Origin of the sequence: Pedobacter sp. GR22-6 (assembly GCF_037402555.1) — a bacterium.
In the GTDB taxonomy this organism is placed as follows: Bacteria; Bacteroidota; Bacteroidia; order Sphingobacteriales; family Sphingobacteriaceae; genus Pedobacter.
The window spans coordinates 902,824-925,394 of the sequence record NZ_JBBEUC010000002.1 but is presented as its reverse complement, the minus strand read 5'-3'; the positions used below and the strand labels follow the sequence as shown (position 1 = coordinate 925,394).

At 41.6% G+C, this 22,571-nt stretch carries 21 protein-coding genes and 1 tRNA gene; 9 read left to right on the top strand and 13 right to left on the bottom strand.

Features of this window, described 5'->3' with window-relative positions; translation table 11 throughout:
- Positions 1-23: 23 nt before the first annotated feature.
- From yidD to WAE59_RS11540, 7 genes are all read right to left on the bottom strand, one after another.
- The gene (gene yidD, locus WAE59_RS11570; protein WP_337856117.1) at positions 24-254 is read right to left on the bottom strand and encodes a membrane protein insertion efficiency factor YidD; all 231 of its coding nucleotides are present in this window, start codon (positions 252-254) and stop codon (positions 24-26) included.
- Positions 241-648, bottom strand: coding sequence for a ribonuclease P protein component (locus tag WAE59_RS11565; RefSeq protein ID WP_337856116.1), 408 nt, complete (start codon positions 646-648; stop codon positions 241-243). The genes yidD and WAE59_RS11565 overlap by 14 nt, the downstream gene beginning before the upstream one ends.
- Positions 649-709: 61 nt before the next feature.
- A complete protein-coding gene (gene rpmH, locus WAE59_RS11560; RefSeq protein ID WP_055133745.1) occupies positions 710-868 on the bottom strand; it encodes a 50S ribosomal protein L34 in 159 nt (52 codons plus the stop codon).
- Between the two features lie 87 nt (positions 869-955).
- On the bottom strand, positions 956-1,696 hold the full coding sequence (locus tag WAE59_RS11555) for a LytR/AlgR family response regulator transcription factor (protein WP_337856115.1): 741 nt from the start codon (positions 1,694-1,696) through the stop codon (positions 956-958).
- On the bottom strand, positions 1,674-2,735 hold the full coding sequence (locus WAE59_RS11550) for a sensor histidine kinase (protein WP_337856114.1): 1,062 nt from the start codon (positions 2,733-2,735) through the stop codon (positions 1,674-1,676). The genes WAE59_RS11555 and WAE59_RS11550 overlap by 23 nt, the downstream gene beginning before the upstream one ends.
- Positions 2,735-3,091, bottom strand: a complete 357-nt coding sequence (locus WAE59_RS11545; protein ID WP_337856113.1) for a DUF4288 domain-containing protein — start codon at positions 3,089-3,091, stop codon at positions 2,735-2,737. Before WAE59_RS11545 ends, WAE59_RS11550 begins: the two co-directional genes overlap by 1 nt.
- An 11-nt stretch (positions 3,092-3,102) precedes the next feature.
- The gene (locus tag WAE59_RS11540) at positions 3,103-3,873 is read right to left on the bottom strand and encodes a LiaF transmembrane domain-containing protein (protein WP_337856112.1); all 771 of its coding nucleotides are present in this window, start codon (positions 3,871-3,873) and stop codon (positions 3,103-3,105) included.
- Between the two features lie 544 nt (positions 3,874-4,417).
- Here WAE59_RS11540 and WAE59_RS11535 point away from each other — a divergent pair.
- The gene (locus WAE59_RS11535; protein ID WP_337856111.1) at positions 4,418-4,774 is read left to right on the top strand and encodes a response regulator transcription factor; all 357 of its coding nucleotides are present in this window, start codon (positions 4,418-4,420) and stop codon (positions 4,772-4,774) included.
- 40 nt (positions 4,775-4,814) lie between these two features.
- Here WAE59_RS11535 and mscL read toward each other — a convergent pair whose 3' ends face one another.
- Complete coding sequence (mscL, locus tag WAE59_RS11530) at positions 4,815-5,258, bottom strand: large conductance mechanosensitive channel protein MscL (protein WP_337856110.1); 444 nt, start codon at positions 5,256-5,258, stop codon at positions 4,815-4,817.
- A 142-nt stretch (positions 5,259-5,400) separates the two neighbouring features.
- Between mscL and rpoN the strand changes: the two genes are divergently transcribed.
- A complete protein-coding gene (rpoN, locus tag WAE59_RS11525) occupies positions 5,401-6,873 on the top strand; it encodes an RNA polymerase factor sigma-54 (protein ID WP_337856109.1) in 1,473 nt (490 codons plus the stop codon).
- A gap of 15 nt (positions 6,874-6,888) precedes the next feature.
- Here rpoN and WAE59_RS11520 read toward each other — a convergent pair whose 3' ends face one another.
- Genes WAE59_RS11520 through WAE59_RS11510 form a run of 3 tightly spaced genes read right to left on the bottom strand, consistent with a single transcriptional unit; the run spans position 6,889 to position 11,926 of the window.
- Positions 6,889-7,902 (bottom strand): PorP/SprF family type IX secretion system membrane protein, encoded by a 1,014-nt coding sequence (locus WAE59_RS11520; RefSeq protein ID WP_337856108.1) that lies wholly within the window; start codon positions 7,900-7,902, stop codon positions 6,889-6,891.
- Positions 7,903-11,436: a gliding motility-associated C-terminal domain-containing protein gene (locus WAE59_RS11515; protein ID WP_337856107.1), complete on the bottom strand. Its 3,534-nt coding sequence runs from the start codon at positions 11,434-11,436 to the stop codon at positions 7,903-7,905.
- A 22-nt stretch (positions 11,437-11,458) separates the two neighbouring features.
- Complete coding sequence (locus WAE59_RS11510; RefSeq protein ID WP_337856106.1) at positions 11,459-11,926, bottom strand: response regulator; 468 nt, start codon at positions 11,924-11,926, stop codon at positions 11,459-11,461.
- 276 nt (positions 11,927-12,202) lie between these two features.
- Between WAE59_RS11510 and WAE59_RS11505 the strand changes: the two genes are divergently transcribed.
- From WAE59_RS11505 to WAE59_RS11485, 5 genes are read left to right on the top strand one after another with little or no spacing between them, the layout of a single operon-like run.
- A complete protein-coding gene (locus WAE59_RS11505) occupies positions 12,203-14,515 on the top strand; it encodes an Rv1355c family protein (RefSeq protein ID WP_337856105.1) in 2,313 nt (770 codons plus the stop codon).
- Positions 14,505-15,230, top strand: coding sequence for a hypothetical protein (locus tag WAE59_RS11500; RefSeq protein ID WP_337856104.1), 726 nt, complete (start codon positions 14,505-14,507; stop codon positions 15,228-15,230). The genes WAE59_RS11505 and WAE59_RS11500 overlap by 11 nt, the downstream gene beginning before the upstream one ends.
- Positions 15,227-17,365 (top strand): 7TM diverse intracellular signaling domain-containing protein, encoded by a 2,139-nt coding sequence (locus WAE59_RS11495; protein WP_337856103.1) that lies wholly within the window; start codon positions 15,227-15,229, stop codon positions 17,363-17,365. The genes WAE59_RS11500 and WAE59_RS11495 overlap by 4 nt, the downstream gene beginning before the upstream one ends.
- A 14-nt stretch (positions 17,366-17,379) precedes the next feature.
- Positions 17,380-18,459: a hybrid sensor histidine kinase/response regulator gene (locus WAE59_RS11490; RefSeq protein WP_337856102.1), complete on the top strand. Its 1,080-nt coding sequence runs from the start codon at positions 17,380-17,382 to the stop codon at positions 18,457-18,459.
- Positions 18,449-18,859 carry a response regulator gene (locus WAE59_RS11485; RefSeq protein WP_337856101.1) on the top strand — a complete coding sequence of 137 codons (411 nt, stop codon included), beginning with the start codon at positions 18,449-18,451 and terminating at the stop codon, positions 18,857-18,859. Before WAE59_RS11490 ends, WAE59_RS11485 begins: the two co-directional genes overlap by 11 nt.
- Before the next feature lie 70 nt (positions 18,860-18,929).
- Here WAE59_RS11485 and WAE59_RS11480 read toward each other — a convergent pair.
- Positions 18,930-19,006 (bottom strand) — tRNA-Ile (locus WAE59_RS11480).
- A 68-nt stretch (positions 19,007-19,074) separates the two neighbouring features.
- On the opposite strand from WAE59_RS11480, the gene WAE59_RS11475 reads away from it, so the two are divergent.
- Both WAE59_RS11475 and WAE59_RS11470 read left to right on the top strand, forming a co-directional pair.
- The gene (locus WAE59_RS11475; RefSeq protein WP_337856100.1) at positions 19,075-19,710 is read left to right on the top strand and encodes an HAD family hydrolase; all 636 of its coding nucleotides are present in this window, start codon (positions 19,075-19,077) and stop codon (positions 19,708-19,710) included.
- 98 nt (positions 19,711-19,808) lie between these two features.
- Positions 19,809-21,317: a catalase gene (locus WAE59_RS11470; protein WP_337856099.1), complete on the top strand. Its 1,509-nt coding sequence runs from the start codon at positions 19,809-19,811 to the stop codon at positions 21,315-21,317.
- 45 nt (positions 21,318-21,362) lie between these two features.
- Here the strand turns inward: WAE59_RS11470 and WAE59_RS11465 are convergent, their stop codons facing one another.
- Positions 21,363-22,547 carry a proline dehydrogenase family protein gene (locus WAE59_RS11465; protein WP_337856098.1) on the bottom strand — a complete coding sequence of 395 codons (1,185 nt, stop codon included), beginning with the start codon at positions 22,545-22,547 and terminating at the stop codon, positions 21,363-21,365.
- Positions 22,548-22,571: the final 24 nt, after the last annotated feature.

Below are 22,571 nucleotides of genomic sequence, written 5' to 3'. Positions count from 1 at the left end.
GAATCAACAAAAATAAAACAAATTCAGGGAACCGGGTCATGACCATGACTTCCCCAGGGGTGACAGCGACCGATACGTTTGAGCGTCAGCCAGCCGCCTTTAAAGGGGCCATGCTTTTTAATGGCCTCTATCCCATATTGCGAGCAAGTTGGCGTAAAACGGCAACTCGCGCCTAACAATGGCGACAAAAACCATTGGTACAACTTGATCAGCCCTAAAAACAACCAGCCAATTACCTGCTTAATGACTTTCATCCTGGCGTATTTTAGCTGACAGAACTGCCAATAGTTTTTTCAATACCGCATTAAGCTTTTTCTCAAAAAAATCATACTCATAAATCTGCTTGCCAACATACTGTAAAGACAGCAGCAATAAGGCTTCGGATTCTGGCAATAGTTCGTACAGTTGTTTTTGTTTTTGTAGCCGGTAAGCTTCCCGGCTCCTTCTTTTGATCAGGTTCCTGTCAACAGCCTTCTTAAAGCGCTTTTTGGATACATTGATCACTACCTGCACTGGGAATTGGTGCAAAGTATCTGTATATAAATACGATACTCGAAAGGGGTATAATAAAAAAGAAGAACCGTTCTTAAATAGCAGATCTAGTGATCTCCTGCTACATAACCGTTCTTCTTTGTGAAATGTGTTCATGTTTTTGATCGCAATTATGCAGATTTTCTGATCTGCAACAAAGAATTGCTGCAATCAAAAATTATGCTTTATGACGACGTTCGTCAGAAACTGATAATCTTTTTCTTCCTTTTGCACGACGAGAAGCTAATACTCTTCTACCGTTTGCTGTAGCCATTCTTTCGCGGAAGCCGTGTTTGTTTCTTCTCTTTCTTTGCGAAGGTTGGAATGTTCTTTTCATAACTGTATTATATCTTAACTATTTTTTTAAATAAGAGGTGCAAATATAGTTTGATTTTTTTCTAATTGCAAATAGAAAAACAAATTTCTACATGCCCAATGCGGCTTTTAGTTTTACATAGCCAGTTTTACTTACAGGCAACCAAATATCAGATTTTAAAAGTACAATATAATTGTCTTTTTCTTTCAATTCAATTTTAGTCACCTGAGCCAGATTTATAATATAAGAGCGGTGAATGCGTATAAACTGGCCCGGATCTAGCGTTCTCTCAAAAAAACTCATCGTCTTATTCTTATGGAACACTCCTTCTGTTGTGCTCAATTTCACATAGTCATCATCTGCCTCCAGATAATGAATATCATTCACAGAAATGATTTTGATCACCCCATTTGTTTTCACCACCACTCTGTTATTTTGCGCCGGACTTAGGGCGGCGCTATCCAACAGTTCTTGTGTTGCACTATTGTCACCGCTGTTTAGCCTGCCTGGCAGCTTCTGTATCGCCTGCTCAAATCTCGACTGTTCTATTGGTTTCAACAGGTAATCTACCGCATTCACCTCAAAAGCTTTTATCGCGTATTCGTCGAAGGCCGTAGTAAAGATCACTGCGGGTGGTTTTTCTACCAGTTCCAGCATCTCAAAACCATTGATTTTAGGCATTTGTATATCCAAAAAAATAAAATCTGGCTGATGTTGTGTAATGGCTTTCAATCCCTCAAATCCATCGCTGCATTCGGCCACCACTTCTATATCCGGAAAACTGCTCAGGTAGTGTTTTACAATGTCCCTGGCTAGCGATTCATCATCAATTAGTATCGTTCTCATCATTTGCTTGAGGTATTTTAAGCGTTGTTATGTAAATATTTTCAGGGGTCGAATGGGTATGTAGTAGTTTTTCATCAGCAAAAAGCAGGTATAACCTCCTCTTAATCGCCGTCAGGCCGAATCCCGTGCCCCCTGTAGCCTTCATTTCCGGATCAAAGGGATTTTGCACCTGTACCACAAGCGTCTGTTGAATTACTTTAACAGAAACGACAATAGTAATGGCTTTTGCAGTATTGTATAGTCCAAATTTGATTGCATTTTCCACAATCGGCTGTAGCAATGTACCTGGCAATTTCAACCCCAGCGTTTCATCAGCTATAGAAATATCTATATTGAGTCGATGACTGAACCTTACCTTCTCGATATCTAAATAGAGCTGGATGTATTCCATTTCTTCAGCTACACTTACCCATACATCATCGTCTCTCTTGAGTGTTCCCCTTAAAAAAGCAGCAAGCTTAGTAATCATTGTACCCGCTTCCTTGGGATTTACAATCGTTAGTGCATATACCGAATTGAGACTATTGAATAAAAAGTGAGGCTGTAACTGATGCCGTAGCTTATTCAGTTCTGCTTCTTTGGACAGATTCTGTGCAGTCAGTAAACGTTCTTGTGTGGCAGACTGTTCTTCCAGACGATACCATAAGATGTTGGCTAATGCGCACCAGGCCAGGAACACAAAGATTATGATAAAACGCAGCAACATAGAAAGATTCAGAAAACTCTTGTAAGTCAGCTCATCCACAAACATGACTTTTAGCATAAACTTGCTGATCAGCGTTACAATCAACGCCAGCACAAGGGTCAGCACCAGCACAAATAAGATCGTCTCATTTTTTGGCTGATAGTAGCCCAGCATATTACTCAAAATGATACATCCCAAGCCCATCAGGCCGTTGGTGATCAAACTATCGGAAATAGAGATCAGTAAGCTAAAGTTTAGTGTATAGTAAAATAAAAATACAAAAACGGCTACCCAGGCTATAAAAATAGTCCCGGCAACCCGCTGTATTCTCCCTATGGACAATGGACTTGTCGTCATTATTTTTGCAATTCCTGCATAGCCAAGCGGTTGATTAAAAATACCCTTCGCTGATCTACATAATTTAAAAATCCCTGAACATCGTTTGGTTCATGCACTACCGAACTCACTTCAGCGCCGTCTCCAGGATATTCTATTTCATACATGTCAGCTATCCCGACAAACTTCCACTGTACCGTTTCGCCCTTATAATTCGTAAAAGGCATATGAAAACCTTGTGCCAGCCCTTCTGCTTTTCCAAAAGCATCGCCAAAACTCAGGGCTTTGATCAATCTCAGCTGTTCATCAAATTGTGCTTTATAGGTACCTACTCCGCTAATAATCTCATAAATATACTTTACTAAAAACCATTTCATATGCATTGGGATTAAAAATTTCTAATATCTACTCCGCCAAATAAGGCAACACCTTTAATGATGATCATTTTGCGCGGCTCCTCAAATACCTGGCCCAATGCACGCTTGTCGTCTATTCCTCCAAATATTGCCGTCACCTCAGACTTCACTTCCCAGCTAGGGGGGATGATGATCTTGATACCTCCAAATATCGCTACCACATCCAGGATAATTGTACCGGTAAAGTCAGCCTGGGTCAGGTTGATATCCGCTCCGCCAAAAATTGCAATGGCATCTCCGCCCTTGAAATTTTTGGAATAAATGTTCTGGTGGCTGCCGCCAAATACATTAGTGGTGTCAAGAATATCATTTTTATCGATGTCATAGAAGGTCTTTTCTTCTTCTCCCACCTCTTCAGTAGCGTATTCATTAAAATCTACAGATTTCTTTCCAAATTTGCGTTTGAAACGCCTCTTATCAAACGAACTCTTGGGTTTCAAGATCAGGTACATACCAATCAGAATAAAGATCAATGCAAAATAATATTTTGACATGTCTATTTCCATAATGGATTCAACAGTAAAAAAGCCCCCTATCACCAGAAAAAATATCCAGGGTCCACCACTAAATTTTCGTTTAAAACCGATCAGTAAACCAATGGCAATCATCCCTGTAGGCCAACTGATCAACCAATCTGGAATATTCACACCAATGTTATCTAAAAAAAATACCAACCCCACTACAAGAATCACCAATCCTGTACACACTCTGCTGGAATTATTTGTCTTATTCAACTTATCCATTTCTAATCTTGTTATTTAGCAATTGTTATTTGCCTGACCAAATGTAACCAGCGCCGACCGATAAAAAAATGCATCTGATTCAGATAACGGATAAACCTCGGTAAACAGCTCCATTTTATCGGTAAAAAAATCGAATACAACTTAAAAGAGATCCTATTCTTATACACCACGACATCTTTTGGTCTGACTAAGCGCTATGGTCCAAACCCTCTCCGCTCCGTCTTTTCTCCGTCTCCTTTACGTCTTACATACGTCAGGAAGAGGAAATGAGACGGTCCTGGGAGGATGCTCCATCATAAGGATTTATGACTCATCTAAGGCTCAGGAATCGACAAACGAAAACGATCTGTCTCCTGAATCCGGAACCATACCGAACTCGTATCTTATAAAGGGTATTTAGGAGTGCGTATTTTTCAATAAAATTTAAACAAAGTTTGCAGTGCTTAGTTAATATTTAAATATTTGATATTAGCCTGCCCTGACGGTCAAGCCTTATCTGCTAATATCCCGACGGTAAATTGATAGAAAGAGAGGAATCTGGAAAATGAATAAAAAAGTGATGGTTTGTGACGACGACAAAAGTATCCTTGAAATGATGGAAATGATCATGCAGGAATTCGGATATCATGTATTCACAGAATCCAATAGCCTGAATGTATTGAAAGACCTGGAAGAAGAACAACCAGATCTTTTACTTTTGGATATATGGATGCCTGCCCGCTCCGGAGACCAGGTATTGAAAATGATTAAGACCGAACCAAAGTTTTCAGAATTGCCTGTAATCATGTACTCTGCAAGTGCAGAGGGTGTTGCTATTGCAAAAAATTCCGGAGCAGACGATTATATCGCAAAGCCTTTCGACCTGGATATGCTGGAGAGTAAGATCAAGGCGCTAATCTGATCTGTTGCCAGCTTATCAGACATCCAAAAGGCGCTATTGTTTACTTTGCCTTCAGCAAATCGCGAATCTCAGTCAGCAAAACTTGTTCTTTTGAAGGTGCTGGTGGTACCGATGGCGCTGCCTCCTCTTTGCGCTTCATCCGGTTGATTGCTTTTACCATCAGAAAAATAATGAAAGCAAGAATAAAAAAGTTGATCACCTCAGTTGCGAAATTGCCCCATGCAAACACGGGACCAGCTTTTTTTGCATCTTCCAGGGAAGCATTTGGGTTTGTAGCCACAAACGCTCTTACCTTATCATTCAATGGGACATAAAAATTAGTGAAACCCTTATCGCCGATCAAAAGGCTGATTGGCGGCATGATCAGATCGTTGACCAATGAGGTTACGATCTTACCAAAAGCCCCTCCAATGATGACACCGACAGCCAGGTCGATCACGTTACCTTTGATCGCAAATTCTTTAAATTCTTTTACAAATCCCATAGTGATATACGTATTGATGTACCTAAAAATAGAAAGTTTTTCGCAAAAAAAGGGCTTTTAAAGTAATATATTTGTGTGATTACTTTTATCAGCCCGAAATGTGTATTTTTGGACAGGTATAAAAATATCGTTCGTACTATCTATGCTAAAACAACATTTACAACAAAAACTCCTTCAAAAACTATCACCGCAGCAAATTCAATTCATCAAATTGCTGCAAGTACCTACCGTTGCATTAGATACACGTATCAAAGAAGAATTAGAAGAAAATCCTGCTTTGGAAGATCCCAGCCTTATGATTGCTGAAGAACCAAAAGGGGAATATGACGACCTGAATGATGGTCCCGATGATTTTGAATCATCTTCAAAAGAAGAAAGTACTGACGAATTTAATGTAGACGACTATTTACAGGATGATAGCGTCAATGACTACAGCACTTCGTATAACAATAGTGATGACGATGAAGAAAAGAAAGAAACACCAATAGCCATTGAAAGCACTTTCTTTGAGAGTCTGCAGGAACAACTCGACCTCGTCCCGCTTTCTGACCAGGACTTCATCATTGGTAAACAAATCATTGGAAGTCTGGACGACGATGGGTATCTGCGGAGACCAATTACATCGATGATAGACGATCTCGCTTTTTCTCAAAATGTAATGGTAGAAGAAGAAGATGTGTTGGAAATGCTGAAAGTGATCCAAAGCTTCGATCCTCCGGGAATTGCTGCGAGAGATCTACAGGAATGTCTTACACTTCAATTGAAACGTAAGGATACCGGCAATCCAATAGTCTTAAAGGCCATTGAAATTGTAGAAAACCACCTGGACGAGTTTACACGCAAACACTACGATAAGCTGGAAAAGTCACTGGGGCTGAACAGTGAAGATCTTAAAGAGATTATTGCAGAAATACTGCGTTTGAACCCTAAGCCTGGAGATTCCAATCAGGTAACGACCAAGCAATTGCAAATCATACCTGATTTCCATGTATCCAACAATGATGGAATATTAATCCTGACGCTAAATTCCAAAAATGCGCCAGAACTGCGGGTCAGTCGTTCTTATATCGATATGTTCGACCATTACGATAAAGCTTCGCAAAAAGATAAAAAACTGAAAGAAGCGGTTCAGTTTGTGAAGCAGAAACTGGATTCTGCAAAATGGTTTATTGATGCCATTAAGCAAAGGCAACAAACACTCCTCAAAACAATGAATGCGATCATGCAGTACCAATATGAGTACTTGTTGACAGGCGACGAGCGTAAAATGCGTCCGATGATCCTGAAAGATATTGCGGATAAGATCGACATGGATATTTCTACGGTGTCCAGGGTGGCAAATTCCAAATATGTACAGACTGAGTTTGGCACTTTCCTCCTGAAATCCTTTTTCTCCGAAGCCATACAAACGGAAAGTGGTGAGGAAGTTTCCAATAAAGAAGTTAAAAAAATTCTGGAAGATTGTATAGGGAATGAAGACAAACGCAAGCCATTGGCGGATGAAAAGTTAACCGAAATCCTGAAAGATCGGGGTTACAATATCGCCCGTAGAACTGTAGCCAAATACCGCGAGCAGATGAATATCCCTGTTGCGCGCCTTAGAAAAGAACTATAAGGATTTAGCAGAATTCTACCACATTTTCGCTTTGCTCATGACTTCGTACACGTTGTTCAATTGAATTCCAAGTACGATTTCATGAGTCCCATTGCTTACCCTGCTCAGATCCGAAGTAATAAAATCATACGAGTAGGTAAGGTTGAGCAGTTTACTAACATTGATCCCCGCAAGTGCAGAGAAAGAATCATTCCGGCGATAGCTCCCTCCTACCCAAACCCTGTCCTTAAATGCAATTTTTAGATTTGCGTCAATAGACAAAGGGGTTGGACTTACCTTTCTTACCATCACAGAAGGAAGAGCGGTGATTTCCTCATCCAGAAACAAACGGTAACCGAGGGTAAAGAAATAGTGAGGCACATCCTTTCCCGTATTATAAATGGGCTCACTCGTAAATTTCAGCTTCTGTGGCAGCACTTGTTGTACAGATGCCCCTGCAAAAAAACTTGCCCCGTACAACCATACACCCAAACCCAAATCTGGTTTGATCTGACTGAGGTATGCATTTTGAATCACCTGGTCCGGGCCTGTCTGAAATTCCAGGGCATTTACGTCGAGTCCTATCCTGCTGATGCCTGCTGCAACACCAACAGAAAAATTCAGCTGATCGGTCATTTGCAAATGGTAGGCGTAAGTAAGACTCGCATCCAGTCTGGAGATTGGCCCTGCCTCATCGAGCACAGCGATAACTCCCATACCATGATGAGCCGGCGAAGCGGTATAGTTCTGCATATAATTCCGGCTCATTGGATCATCTGTATTTTCCGGGAGTGAAAGTGCATTCTTCCAGAGATACTCGTCGCCAAGCTTCCAGTGAGCAGAGACAAAAGACGTTTTCGGCGCATCCTTGATGCCTGTCCATTGCTGCCGGTAACCTACTTTTATGTCAGTATAATTTTCTATACCACTTATCGCGGGATTGACCAGGTAATTATTGAATATATACTGAGTATACTGAGGTCTTTGCTGCGCGTGCAGAGCAACAACTGATAACATCAGGAGCCAGAATACATAAATTGAATATCTCATTTATCTAATAATCGTTAGAGAGCCTGTTATTCTTTTTCTACCGGTATAATTGGGATTGATGATGTAGTAGTAAACGCCTACCGGCAAAACCTCTCCTTTATAATTCCCATCAAAAGGTAGAGAATATCCACGACTAAAAAAAACAATTTCTCCGCTTCTGTTAAAAACCTGAACTGTAGGATCGGGATAATCGGTAAGGTAAGGAATCTGCCAGTTGTCATTTACACCGTCTCCGTTTGGAGAGAAGGCACTAGGCGGCTTGATTTCCTGCAGCACCCGGACCCAAACTTCGGTGGTAGCCGGGCAACCGTCGATCGTATAGACTGTGAGGGTATATTTGGTATCTTTCTGCGGAGTAGCGATTGGGTTAAGCACATTGTCTCTATCGAGCCCCAAAGCAGGACTCCATTTATAAGTAACCCCGGCTCCGGTTGTTGCTGTTGCATTGATCTTCGTACTCATACCTGAGAGAATATATACTGTCGGGCCTGCATCTGCTACTGGGGACCTCAGCACAGTGATGCTTTTCGTAATGGAAGCAGGACAACCGTTCAATCCAGTAAAAGTATAGGTTACCTGATGTATCCCTGCCTTTGCCAATTTAGCATTGAAACTTCCATTGCTGCTGACATACGGCCCGCTATAAATACCAGATGCCATCTGCATCCCCGAGGTTTCGCTGGCTTTTGCTACAGATATGGTCCCTTCATTTTCACAGACTGGCAACAAGTTATCAAAAAAAAGCTGGGGAGATGGATTTACTGTAATTACTTTAGAAACTTCTTTGAAACACGCTGTACCGGAATATGCGACAAGCCGAATCGTAAAATCCCTGGAACTGTTTCCACCGAAATCCTCATAATTAAGCGGAATATCCGCACCTGTTGGATATTGAACCGTTATAAATTCCGAAGGTTTACCCAGAAAATCTTTATAGATTTCAATTTTAGTGATTTTACCGAAGAAAACGGAAGAGGTGTTGTTGATTAAAACGGGAGCTTTGCTGCATAGGGATGTCAAATTTTTAACCGTAAAATCAGCCTTTTCTACACCTCCATTTACAGTAAATGTTTTCTGAACACTCACTTCGCAACCGTTTGAGTTTCGGACAATCAAGGTGACCTGATAATTTCCTGCGACTGAAAATTGATGTCTTCCATTTTTCAATATAGACCGATTGGCAGGCAATGCCGGATCACCATCAGCAAATCTCCATTCGTAACTTAAACCATTTTCTGTCTGGTCTACATTGAGGGATTTATTGGTAAATACGGCTACGGCATCTTCGAGGCAAACATCTGGCATATCAAAGTCGACCACAGGCAAGGCGGTTACCGTAATTGAAGTTATGTCAGATGTAATAGCGCAATCGTGGTCAGATACAGCAGTAAGCCGAACCTCATAAATGCCTTGCTTTTCAAATGAATGCAATACAGGACTGGGGTCTGTCTTTTCAATATCAGCACTGCCATCGCCGAAGCTCCAAATCCATTTTACGATATTTGCACCACTGGAGATGGTCGATCTATCTTCAAATTTGATACTTGTGTTGATACAGGTTAATGCTTTTGCAGCGATGAAACCGGTTTGAGGCACAGGATAGACAACAATTTTTTTCTCATATACATCCGAGAAACAACCTGTACCGGCTTTTACGGAAAGTTTCACGAGATACTCACCGGGATTTGAAAAAATATGCGCGGGATTCTGCTCAGTAGAGAGATTCGCGGGAGAACTGGGGTCATTAAAGTCCCATCTCCATTCTGTAATGGTAAAATCTTCAGCGTTTGGATTACTTTTATCCTTAAATGCAAAAGCTTGCCCAACACATCCTGTTGCCAGTTCCGTTTCAAAGTCGGCAATAGGGTGTTCATAGATATTAAAGACATAACCCGTGGTTACCTCCCCCGTAATGCAACTGTTGGTATTGGCACTGATACTGGACCTTACTTCAATTCGGTGTTCTCCTACTTCGGGAAAGGCAAGATCCGCGGGTAAGCTATAAACATAAGTCACTTCATTGCCCGCAACTTTTATTTCCGCCTGAGGAAAAGTGAGTATAATTGGCGGCCGGTTATCCAGAGTCCAAATCAATCTGTCTACAGGATAGGGGAGATTGATCTTAAAGTCAAGTTGATCGCCGATGCAGCCATCAGCGCTTTCAGTATTGCCATTATTTTTATTGACTACTGTTAGGTAATTGTTGGAAGACAGGTTGGTGCCTGCAGAATATGCATAGGACTCATGGTCGCCAAAGCCATAGGCAATGGCGTTAAATCCGTCTGAAGCGGTAAGCGTAAGGCTTTCGGCGAACACTGGCAGTTGTGCGTACACAAACAGCGGATTATCTGTCAGCGGCTGCCAGGTAACAGCAGGCTGATTGCCATTGATCCTAAAGCTCTGAGCGGCTGCCTTACGAATAAGAACATTGATGTATCTTGCGTTTTCGCTGATATTTTGTTTGGTAGAGGAAAATACGGTAATGCCCTTTATACTGAATTCGATCGGATTGAGCATTACCATTTCAGGATCTCCGATCAGGGATTGCCCGAAAGCCCCGGAACAGGACTGGGTAAGGGAGAATTGTGCAACGCTGATGACTTTGTCGGCACTTATATAAATGGCGTCGGTCAGTTTCCCCGTTTCAATAAACTGGCCCTTCCCGATCACTTTTGTCGTTCCATTAAAAGTAACGGAAGTGTTGTCATCCTGAGCCATGATCCGAAGGATATAATTGCGCTCAGCAAACGGAACAACACCATAATTCTTTCCCCAGCTGTTGACCGGATAGAGTTGTTGATACAGTGGATCATAGCTGTGGTTTGGAGGTGTTGGGCAATCTCCGATATCGATCATCGTACTTCCGGAAAAGACAGCGAATTTTTTGCAAGGTGTACTGGGGTCTATTTCTGTAAAAACACCCGTTAAGTCATCTCCGCGGTTCATATATTGATAGACATCGCCTGCCTTTGGCAGGTCTATGGTAAATTCCGGACCAGACTTGGGATGAACCCTGATCTTCGTGTCATCTTCCACTGCCATCAGAACCATAAAATTGTCACCAAAATTACCCTGGGTATAATTCATAGAATAATATTGTTGACCCATGGTCTCGAAAGGAAGGATAAGAGAGGCGGCGGAGCGTGCACCTGCATATATGTGCGCATATGCCGACACACTAGGCATTCCATCAGCTACTTTGACATGGATTCCGCGATTGCCAAGCGCTTTATTCGCATCAATCAGATCGATGTAGGCCTGGGCTCTGGGTATTTTAAATTCAACTGCAGTATTAGGCGCGATGTCTTGACTGCTGCTGTAGGTGCCGCAGGAAACGGTAACCCTGGTGTTTGCTTTTGCAGTTACGAAAACTGACAATTCCGCCAATTGAGGGCCATTATTACTGTTGCTTGGCACATGAGTCGGGAAAACCGCCCAAAAATCCGTTCCTTCACTGGATACAGTCTGAGCGTTGGTTTTTACTGCAGTCAGAGAAAGAATGAATACGCAAACGACTAATATCCATCTGTTCATCTTAAATCATCCCTTAGGATAACTAAGATAATAGATTTTGACGTAATAAAAATTCTAATTGTTTGTTTGCCAATAATAATTGTTCTGTGAGCTCCCTGTTCTCTTTCCTGAGCGCATAGATCTCGTAAGCTTTTTCGATATTAATCCTAAGGTCTTCATCCATCCATGGTTTTTGAATGTATTTATAAACCTGTCCTTTATTGATCGCATCGATAACTGCATTGATATCTGCATATCCGGTAAGCAGGATACGGATAGGGTCAGGGAAATCCGGAATGATAGATTCCAGAAATTCAATTCCCGTCATGACCGGCATTCTCTGATCTGTAATGATCACCTGAATGTTTTCAGCTTCAAGTATTTTTCTGCCCTCTGCCGCCGATTCTGCGACAAAGACGTTAAATAACCTTCTAAAGCCAGCTTTAAAAGAGTTCAAATTATGAACCTCGTCATCTACATATAGAACGTTTATTAATGCATCAGAACTCATACTTATCTAGAATTTTTTGTTAAATATATCGCTTTTATGAGTTTTAAAGAACTATTATCTATGAAAAAATATTTCTTCAAAAAATTTTGTATCATTTGAGCAAGTAGCTCTTAATCTGATATTGCTCATAATCAGGTCATAATTAGGAAATGATTAATTTAGCCAAAATAAAAGTTAAAGATACATTTTCATTATAGGCTTTAAAAGCATAATTTTATTAGATATTTAGCTTATTGCTAGATATACTTGCAAAAAGGGCCAACATTGATAAACAAAATGTATTTAAGTAAAGATAATTATAATTCCATTAAGGAATTAATTTCCGCAACGCAAAATTACAATGATATCTACCAGCCCACATTCTTCAGACTAAATAATCCGGACGATGTGGAAGCGCTAAACACATTATTACAGGCCAAACCCTATGTACAGGTATTTGACACCATCACCAGCCAGTTGAAAGACCTGATCAAAGGTCTAAATCCGACTAAGATCCTCAACGAGGAAGGCATTAGTGAAGCGATTGAAAGGCACCTAAACGGAAATGATCTTTTCAGTTATGGGGTTTGGGTCTACTACCCATGGCTCGAAAAATTGGTACATATCCTTGATGAAAGTGAATATATACAGGTACGCACCAACAGGAACAAGCATAAAATCACTCAACAAGAACAAGATTCGCTGGCCCAAAAAAAGATCGGTGTAATCGGTCTTTCAGTAGGACAGTCTGTTTCGCTTACCCTTGCGATAGAAAGAGGTTTTGGTGAATTAAGGATCGCCGATTTTGACACACTTGATCTGACCAACCTAAACCGTATCCGTTCCGGGGCGCACAACATAGACCTTAAAAAAACTGTAATAGTTGCCAGAGAGATTGCAGAAATTGATCCATTTCTCAAAGTAGTCCCTTTTCATGAAGGCATCACAGATGATAACCTGGAGCAATTTCTAACCGAAAATGGAAAACTGGATCTCCTGATCGACGAATGCGATAGCATTGACATTAAAATTACCTGCCGTGTAAAAGCCAAAGAACTACAAATCCCCGTGGTGATGGAGGCGAGTGACAGGGGAACCATCGACATCGAGCGATTTGATCTGGAACCTGAACGCCCAATACTACATGGTTCAGTAGCGCACCTCGACATCAGCAAGGTAAAGCACCTCAAGACCAGCGAAGAAAAACTGCCTTATATGGTTCCCATATCCGGATTGGAAACGTTATCTCCAAGGATGAAGGCGTCTGCTATCGAAATCATGCAGACCATTACCACCTGGCCGCAGTTGTCGAGTGCCGTAACGTATGGAGGTGGTATTACTGCAGATCTTTCACGCAAGATATTACTGGATCTCCTACATGTTTCCGGGAGGTTCTTCATCGACGTAGATGATCTGATCGGTGACCCTGCCGAAGACAGACCGATCCCTGAAAGTTCAGCGAAAGTGCTCAGCATTCCTGAGATGGACATTATGGCGTCAAAGACTACGCTTAGGGGAAGCGAAGCACTGACTACCACACAATTAAATTTTTTGGTAACAGCTGCCAACCTTGCTCCTTCCGGCGGAAACAGCCAGCCCTGGAAATGGCATTACAAAGATCGCATCCTTCACTTATTTTACGATAAAATCAGCTCAGAAGCTTTTCTTGATTACAACGATACGTCATCGCTCATTTCATTGGGTGCAGCAATAGAAAACCTGCTGCTAACTGCAGAACAGGAAGGTCTTTCTGTACATTGGACGTACTCGACATCGGATTTTCCGACACATATTGCTGCATTCAGCTTTGAAAAAGCAGAGATCAGGAAATCTGAACGCTCAAATACGCTGGCTGCCCAGATTTCTAACCGACATACCAACAGGAAAAAAAGTATAAGAACAGTGATGACACCTGAAGAGATCGGATATCTTTCAGGTGTAGTAAATGACATCCCCGGTACAACTATCGAATGGCTCTTTGATGAAGACAAACAACGGGTCATTGGGGAGATCATTGCCGAAACCGATCTTATGCGTTTCTTCACACCAGATGCACACTATGATTTCGTACATAAAGAAATGCGTTGGAGCCCTGCAGAGGTAGAAACAAGAAAGGATGGAATTGGTGTTCACACCCTGGATCTTGGGATGAATGACCTTATTGGACTTCGCCTGCTCAAAGATACCAAGGCAATCGATTTCCTGAAAAAAATCAATGGTGGAACGGTATTTAAAAAGGTATCCCTGACTCAAATGACAACAGCATCTGGAGTAGGCCTGGTGACTATGCCCGGTACCTCCGATAAAGATTATCTGGAAGGTGGGCGTGCCGTTGAGCGGCTTTGGCTGGCAGCAGCTAGCTTAGGTTATCAGATGCATCCCCTATCTGTGCCTTTAGCCTTCTTCTACAGAAACATCCATGGAAAAGGCATTGGATTGGACCAAAATACCTCGGTCCATCTGAATCAGCTCAGGGAAAAATTCACTGGCATATTTAATACTGACGATCGAAAAGGGGAAATATTTTTATTCCGGTTGTTCAAATCGACCGATTCGGAATTTAGAACGATACGTAAACCAACAAAAGAAACACTGAGCATTGGAAACTAACAAACCAAAAATAGATAAACTGTATTTCAAAGCTTTCAGAGCAGTTGATGACAGACAGGCCTGCCTCAGGTTCATTGAGGGACACACAAAAGTGCTCGAAATCTTTGGGATCACTCAGATTACTTCTGCAAAAATCGACTGGATGTTAAATCCCAACGTCTATTTGGTTGTCGTAACCACCGACAATGACGATAGAATCCTGGCCGGAGGAAGAATACAAATTGCTGGCGGGAACTTTCCGCTACCAATCGAAGATGCCGTTGGATATATGGACGACCGGATCTATCCGATGATCTCGGAGCAAAAAGAGCTTGTTACTGGCGAGTGCTGCGGACTGTGGAATTCATGGGAGGTGGCTGGACTTGGCATCGGAAGCATTTTTCTGGGACGAACTTGTGTCGCTATCACCGAACAACTAAAAATGAAGTCACTTTTCGCTCTTTGTGCACCTGCAACATATAGAAATTGCATTAGGACGGGTTTCCGGGTCATCGATTCGATTGGAAATAAAGGCAAATTTTATTATCCAAAAGAAGATTTGACAGCGACAGCGCTGGTCATTGACGATGTGATTACATTGGACAACACCTTTCCTGATGAAAAAACGGCCATTATGGAGCTCCGAAATAACCTAGTAATGAGTCAAATAGTAGATACTAAGCACGGTGCAATCGAGGTACACTTCGATTTGCGCATCAAAGGAATTACCTCGTGAGAAGAACCCTGTTCATAGCCTTTTTATTGGCTACATTGATTTCGGCAAAGAGCTTTGCCAACTATACTTATGCAGACCCTAATAGTGACCTGATTACCGATGTGGGGCAAAGCACCTGGCTGTTGAAACCATCCCCAGCCAACACTGACATAAAAGCGGTATTAAAATCAGATAAGTTCTACAAAAGCGAAACTAAGGTCATCAACTTTGGTATCTCTGAAGATGCCGGCTGGGCGAGAATGAACATTACCGCTCCAGCTACCGAAAATAGCTATTTACTCATAGAACAGTCCAGGTTGATCAATCCGGAATGTTATATTTTGTTCAACGATGGCATCTTAAAAAAAATACCCTTGGTCGCTATCAAGGACCTAAAAGACCAGCAATGGCCTGGAACTGGTTTCATAGCGAAACTTCCAAAAATGCTCCATACAGATTCTTACCAACTATTCGTAAAGCTGATGAGCCATGAACTATTGGTGACCACCTTAAAAATAGGCAAGAAGGATTCTTTTAGCGACGAACTGATTACTAAAGAGATGCTTTTTGGTCTCTATTCCGGAATTATGTTTGTAATGTTGATTTACAACTTGTTTCTTTATCTGTCTGTTCGTGACCGCAGCTACATTTACTATGTTTTTTATATCCTATCGATTTGGTTAACGCAGATATCTATTTCTGGATTTGCAGCCAAATACCTTTGGCCTGGAAGTGAGTGGCTGGGATTGAATTCAGTTAGCATATTCTCCTCGCTTACAGGAATCATGGCCTTTATCTTCATTAAAGAGTTCCTAAACATCAGTCGTGGAAGAAAGCCTTTGTCCGGTTATATTTATTTTAACCTGCTGACTTTCTCAATCAGCCTGCTGTTTACCTTTGCGGGAGCCAAACACCTGGGCTTCATTACCATGCAGCTCGCAACGTTTGTTGGTTCTCTTTTTGCGCTCTACATTGCATTTATCGTTTACAAGAGTGGCTTTGCCCCTGCCAAATACTTCCTGATTGCATGGTCATTGCTGCTGATCGGTGCCTGTCTGTTCATCATGAAGGACTACAACGTTATTCCTTATAATAACTTCACGGTATATATCCTACAGATAGCCTCAGCGACTGAAGTAACACTTCTTTCCTTTGCCCTTGCTGATAAGATCAATATCTTTAAAAAGGAAAAAGAGGAATCTCAGGCTGAAGCACTAAAGATATTGACGGAGAATGAGAAACTCGTAAGAGAACAAAACGTCCTTTTGGAAATCAAAGTAAAGGAACGTACAGAAGCTCTTGAAAACACAAATGAGACGCTGAATTCCACCCTGACCAATCTAAAAGAAGCACAGTCCCAATTGGTGGATGCGGAGAAAATGGCCGGACTGGGTCAGCTGACTGCGGGTATTGCCCATGAGATCAACAATCCGATCAATTTTGTGACCTCAAACATCAAACCGCTGGAACTGGACATCAACGAGCTCAATGATGTCATCAATATGTATGAGCAACTTGACTTAACGGGAGATGTACAACAACAACTTCAGGCTATAGAATCCTTCAAGAAAAGAATAGACATCTCCTTTGTGAGGGATGAGATCAAATCATTGCTCTCTGGTATAGGCGAAGGAGCCAAAAGAACTGCTGAGATCATCAGAAGTCTGAAAAACTTCAGCAGACTGGACGAGAACGACACCAAGCCAGTAGATTTAATCGAAGGTCTGGACTCCACACTGGTACTGATCAGAAGTACATTCCCTCAGAATCTTACCATTGTAAAAGACTATCAACAGATCTCAGAGGTTGAATGTATGCCAGGTAAGATCAACCAGGTATTCATGAACCTCATGACCAACGCTGTACAGGCGATCAAGTACAAGCAGAACCATGAAGATGAGCAGTTCATTACACTGAAGACCTGGCAGGAAGGGAATATGGTGAAGATCAGCATCAAGGATTCAGGAACCGGAATGACCGATGAGGTGAAACAAAAGATATTTGAACCCTTCTTCACGACCAAAGATGTTGGAGAAGGCACAGGGCTTGGATTATCCATTGTTTTCCGGATCATTGAAAATCATCACGGTACGATAGACGTAATTACAAAAGTAAATCAAGGTACCGAATTTATTATTACCTTGCCTGTAAACTAAAAACAATCTTTACTATGAATGCACCTACTATACGAGTGCTGTATATTGATGATGAGGAGAACAACTTAAACGCATTTAAGGCGGGTTTTAGGAGGCAATATGAAATTTACACCGCGATTTCTGCTGCAGATGGTTTAAAAATACTGGAAAATGTTCCAGTTCATGTCATTATAGCGGATCAGAAAATGCCCCAGACCACGGGGGTGGAATTTTTCAAGAGCATAGTAAAGACCTTTCCCGATCCGATCAGGATATTGTTGACAGGATATACCGATATAGAAGCGCTTGCAGATGCGATTAACCATGGGGATATCTATAGATACATTACCAAGCCCTGGAATGATCTTGAACTGCATAACTCCATTAAGAATGCCTATGATGCTTATAAAGCAAAAATAGACCTCCGTGATAAGGTTGCAGAACTTGAAAAGACAAATGATGAACTCAATAGGTTTATCTATAGCATATCTCATGAACTGAGAGCCCCACTGGTGTCGGCAATGGGTATCGTCAATGTGGTGAAAATGGAAAACCTTTTTCATTCCAGCGGAGAATACTGGGGTATGATTGAAACCTGCTCAAATAAACTGGATTATTATATCCAGAAAACCCTTCAGTACTACAAGAATAACAAATTAGTAAATGAAAATACACCGATTGATTTTAAATCACTGGTGGCAGAGCTGATCGAACTTTATTCCTATACAGACAGGGAAACTAATTTCAAGGTCAATATCGAACAAGATATTCCTTTCATTGGTGATGCCTTCAGAATTGAAGTGATTTTAGGGAATCTGATCTCTAATGCGATTACGTATCAAAAAGAAGATGAGCAACATAAAATAGTAGATATTCAAATTCAGGTTAAAAAAGATGTTGCTGAGATTTCTATCAGTGACAACGGGATGGGTATTTTAAATGAGCATTTGGAAAAAATCTTTACCCAATTCTTTAAAAGTAAGACCAATCATGGAAGCGGTCTAGGCCTTTTTATCGTAAAGGAAGCCTTGAATAAAATCAATGGAAAAATTTCAGTAAGCTCAAATCTACAAGACGGTACAACTTTTAAAATAAAAATCCCCAATGTTAAATAAACCCAGAAAAGTAATGCTGATAGATGACAACGAAGTTGATCTTAAAATCAATTCGAAAATCATCACGATATCTAAATTATTTGATGAAATTATTCTTTGCATGTCTGGCGAAGAAGCACTTACCTATCTAAATGATCATATAGACAACGACAGTGCTTTGCCTGATTTTATCCTGCTGGACATACAGATGCCGGAAATGGACGGCTTTGAATTTCTGGAATTCTATAAAAAACTTCCAAAATCAGTCACAGAAAAATGTCTGATCGCCATACTTTCATCCACCTTGGATTTTGGTGATATTAAAAAGGCAGAAGCCAGTCCTTATGTCATTAAACTATTGAAGAAACCTTTGTTCCCGAAGGAGCTGGAAGAAGTACTAAAAAAATATTTCATTCTGTAGGTAGTTATTAAACCCCTGAAACAGATGTTCACAAAAAAGCCATTTCTATTGCTAGAAATGGCTTTGTAGTTGGTGGGCCATGATGGGCTCGAACCATCGACCAAAAGATTATGAGTCTTCTACTCTAACCAACTGAGCTAATGGCCCCACTAAAATCTTATTAGATTTTGCGAGTGCAATGTTACATATTTGTATTCAATTTTAAAAACTGTTTCATGCAAAAAATTAAAAATATCATCTTCGACTACGGCAACGTCATCTTTGAGATCGACTTTAGAATCGCGCAAAAAGCTCTTTCACAATTAGGTATCCCAGATATTGAACACTTTTTTGGCCATAAAGGGCATGATCAATTATTTAGCGATTTGGAGACTGGAGCTATATCCGCGGCAAGCTTTAGAGAAGGAATTCGCAAATTTGCCTGCAATCCAGATTTAAAAGACGAAGATATTGATGCTGCCTGGAACAGCTTGCTCATCGGGGTTCCGGAAAAAGTCCACGATACTCTGCTTCGGGTGAAGGAAAAATACCGGACATTCCTACTCAGCAATACCAATGAAATTCACCTGGACTACATTCTGAAATATCTGAAGAAAGAATTTGAACTGGAAAATAACGACAGTCTCTTCGAAAAGGCCTACTATTCTCAGCAAATGCGTTTACGCAAACCTCATGTTGAAATCTTTGAGCGCGTTATCCAGGAGAATAACCTGATTCCGGAAGAGACACTTTTTATTGACGATAGCCCTCAACATCTTGAAGGAGCCAAACAAGCCGGACTTCACACCCTTTTAATGGATAGGCATCCCCGCGATCTCAGCCAGTTTTTGGCCGATCAGGGCCTGCTATAGCCTATAATAGAATCCCTCTATATTCATATAGAAAATAGCAGTTTGCGAGCGCTATCCTTTATCCATAGTTTTATCGAAATACTAAAAAAAGATAAACTATGACAGAGGATAGCCCAAACAAACAGAAGCTGACAACCGCTTCCGGAAGACCATACGTAGAACATGAGAATACACAATCTGTAGGCAACAGGGGGCCTCTCTTGCTGCAGGATTTCATCTTGCATGAGAAAATGGCACACTTCAATCGTGAACGCATTCCAGAACGTGTTGTTCATGCGAAGGGAACGGGCGCATATGGAACTTTTAAGGTAACACAGGACATTAGCCAATATACCAAGGCTAAGATCTTTAACCAGATTGGTAAAGAATGCAAAATCTTCTTACGGTTTTCCACAGTTGGCGGCGAAAAAGGAAGTGCTGACTCGGAGCGGGATCCACGCGGATTTGCGCTCAGGTTATATACAGAAGATGGCAATTGGGACATTGTAGGAAACAATACGCCTGTATTTTTCGTGAAAGACCCAAAAAAATTCAGCGATTTCATCCACACACAGAAACGGGATCCCAGAACCAATTTGAAAAGTCCGACCATGATGTGGGATTTCTGGTCACTAAATCCTGAAAGTCTGCATCAGGTCATGATCCTGATGAGTGACAGGGGAACTCCATATTCCTATCGTCATATGGATGGATTCGGAAGTCATACCTTCTCCATGATCAATGCAGCAAATGAGCGGGTATGGGTAAAGTTCCATTTCAAAACCCAACAAGGCATACAAAATTTTACAGGACCGGAAGCTGACGCAATGCGAAGCCAAGATATGGACCATGCACAGCGAGACCTGGTCGATGCCATCGATCGCAAAGAGTTTCCGAAATGGTCTGTCAAAATACAGGTGATGACTGCACAGGAGGCCAAAATCTTCCGCTGGAATCCCTTCGACCTGACTAAGGTTTGGCCACACGGAGAATTCCCTTTGATCGACGTTGGTGAAATAGAGCTCAATGAAATTCCAAAGAATTACTTCGCACATGTGGAACAGGCAGCTTTTGCTCCTACCAATCAAGTGGATGGCATCGGTTTCTCGCCCGACAGAATGTTGCAGGGCAGAATCCTGTCCTACCCCGATGCAGCAAGGCATCGTCTGGGGGTCAATTACGAACAGCTATCGGTAAATGCCTGCCCCTTCATCACCAACAATTTTCACAGGGACGGTGCTATGAGATTTGATGACAATGGGAACGACAGTCCGAACTACTTTCCAAATAGTTTTGGGGACGTAGCTCCTGATTTAGCTTATAAAGAGCCTGCACAGGAACTGGATTCCAGTCTAGCGGATTGGTACGACAGGAATCATGGAGAGGGCGATAATGACCATTACACCCAACCTGGAAACCTATACCGGAATGTCATGAATGAAGCTGAACGCAAAAATCTCGTCAACAATATTGTGACAGCCATGAGCGGTGTGAGCGGTCCTAAGCGGGATCAGATCATTAACCTACAGTTGTGCCACTGGTTTAGGGCAGACATTGCACTGGGTATGGCCATAGCGAAAGGACTGGGTGTAGATGTCGAAAGTGCAGTACCCAAACAGCACAGCTAGTCCCATAAAAAAAGCGATCCTTCAGTGGGATCGCTTTTTTTCCAATTATAATTTTCTTCTTTGCTTCTCTTTAATGATGAGGCCGAGCTCACGGCTGGTCTGCCCTGCGATAGATGTGTTTTCCTGAGCTCTTCTGAACAAATAAGGCATCACAGCCTTAACCGGTCCATAGGGCACGTACTTAGCTACATTGTATCCTGCATCAGAGAGGTTGAAACTCAGGTTATCACTCATACCCAATAACTGTGCAAAATATACATGCGGATGATTATGGTCTATATCGTATTCGTCAAGCAACTGTGCCAGAAGTCTGCTACTTTGCTCATTATGCGTCCCGCAGACAATGGCTATTTCATTGATGTGCTCCATTGAATATTTCAACGACTCATCGTAATCTCTGTCAGACGCCTCTTTAGTGGGCTGTATTGGGGATGGATAGCCCATTTCCTCAGCGCGTTTACGTTCTTTTTCCATATAAGCACCCCTAACCATCTTCACTCCAAGAATAAAACCTTCCGCTCTTGCAATCAGGTGATCGGCCTTCATATCTGCCAACTTATCATGACGGTACATCTGATAAGTATTGTACACAATGATCTCCTCCTTATTGAAAAGACGCATCATGTCCAGTGCCAACTGATCAATGGTATCCTGAATCCATGTCTCTTCTGCGTCGATCATTACCGGAACCTTTTTATCATACGCAGCCCTGCAAATCTTTTCACACCTGGCTTGTACCTTTTTGAATTCGTCCTGTTCTTCAGCATTTAAGGCTTTACCGGCATCCAATTTCTCCAACAAACCAAATCGTCCGATACCTGTAACTTTAAATACGGTGATCGGAATGCGGGTATCGCCTGCAGCCCGCTCTATTGTCCTGATGATCTCCTCGCAGGTAAAATCAAAAACGGCCTCTTCCTCTTCCCCCTCTACAGAATAATCCAGAATGGTTCCTACCTGTCCGGAATTCAGTTGTGCGACAGTACTTTCACATTCAGCGATCGTTTCCCCTCCACAAAAATGTTTAAAAATGGTGGCTTTAATGATCCCTTTGATCGGCATACCAATGTTCATGAAAAAATTGGTGATCGGTGGGCCTACTTTAGTCAGAAAATTACTGCTGATGATCTTGAAAAGCCAATAGGCCGCATTGAGTTCTCCATTGGATTTGCTGCGAAAAGCTACTTCTGTGTTGTCAAAATTAATTGACTTTCTGGGGGATATTTTCATTCCTAAATGATCTGTTTGATAAAA

Coding starts and splice junctions, on each gene's coding strand:
- yidD (WP_337856117.1), bottom strand. CDS start 254: ATGAAAGTCATTAAGCAGGTAATTGGCTGGTTGTTTTTAGGGCTGATC.
- WAE59_RS11565 (WP_337856116.1), bottom strand. CDS start 648: ATGAACACATTTCACAAAGAAGAACGGTTATGTAGCAGGAGATCACTA.
- rpmH (WP_055133745.1), bottom strand. CDS start 868: ATGAAAAGAACATTCCAACCTTCGCAAAGAAAGAGAAGAAACAAACAC.
- WAE59_RS11555 (WP_337856115.1), bottom strand. CDS start 1,696: ATGATGAGAACGATACTAATTGATGATGAATCGCTAGCCAGGGACATT.
- WAE59_RS11550 (WP_337856114.1), bottom strand. CDS start 2,735: ATGACGACAAGTCCATTGTCCATAGGGAGAATACAGCGGGTTGCCGGG.
- WAE59_RS11545 (WP_337856113.1), bottom strand. CDS start 3,091: ATGAAATGGTTTTTAGTAAAGTATATTTATGAGATTATTAGCGGAGTA.
- WAE59_RS11540 (WP_337856112.1), bottom strand. CDS start 3,873: ATGGATAAGTTGAATAAGACAAATAATTCCAGCAGAGTGTGTACAGGA.
- WAE59_RS11535 (WP_337856111.1), top strand. CDS start 4,418: ATGAATAAAAAAGTGATGGTTTGTGACGACGACAAAAGTATCCTTGAA.
- mscL (WP_337856110.1), bottom strand. CDS start 5,258: ATGGGATTTGTAAAAGAATTTAAAGAATTTGCGATCAAAGGTAACGTG.
- rpoN (WP_337856109.1), top strand. CDS start 5,401: ATGCTAAAACAACATTTACAACAAAAACTCCTTCAAAAACTATCACCG.
- WAE59_RS11520 (WP_337856108.1), bottom strand. CDS start 7,902: ATGAGATATTCAATTTATGTATTCTGGCTCCTGATGTTATCAGTTGTT.
- WAE59_RS11515 (WP_337856107.1), bottom strand. CDS start 11,436: ATGAACAGATGGATATTAGTCGTTTGCGTATTCATTCTTTCTCTGACT.
- WAE59_RS11510 (WP_337856106.1), bottom strand. CDS start 11,926: ATGAGTTCTGATGCATTAATAAACGTTCTATATGTAGATGACGAGGTT.
- WAE59_RS11505 (WP_337856105.1), top strand. CDS start 12,203: ATGTATTTAAGTAAAGATAATTATAATTCCATTAAGGAATTAATTTCC.
- WAE59_RS11490 (WP_337856102.1), top strand. CDS start 17,380: ATGAATGCACCTACTATACGAGTGCTGTATATTGATGATGAGGAGAAC.
- WAE59_RS11485 (WP_337856101.1), top strand. CDS start 18,449: ATGTTAAATAAACCCAGAAAAGTAATGCTGATAGATGACAACGAAGTT.
- WAE59_RS11475 (WP_337856100.1), top strand. CDS start 19,075: ATGCAAAAAATTAAAAATATCATCTTCGACTACGGCAACGTCATCTTT.
- WAE59_RS11470 (WP_337856099.1), top strand. CDS start 19,809: ATGACAGAGGATAGCCCAAACAAACAGAAGCTGACAACCGCTTCCGGA.
- WAE59_RS11465 (WP_337856098.1), bottom strand. CDS start 22,547: ATGAAAATATCCCCCAGAAAGTCAATTAATTTTGACAACACAGAAGTA.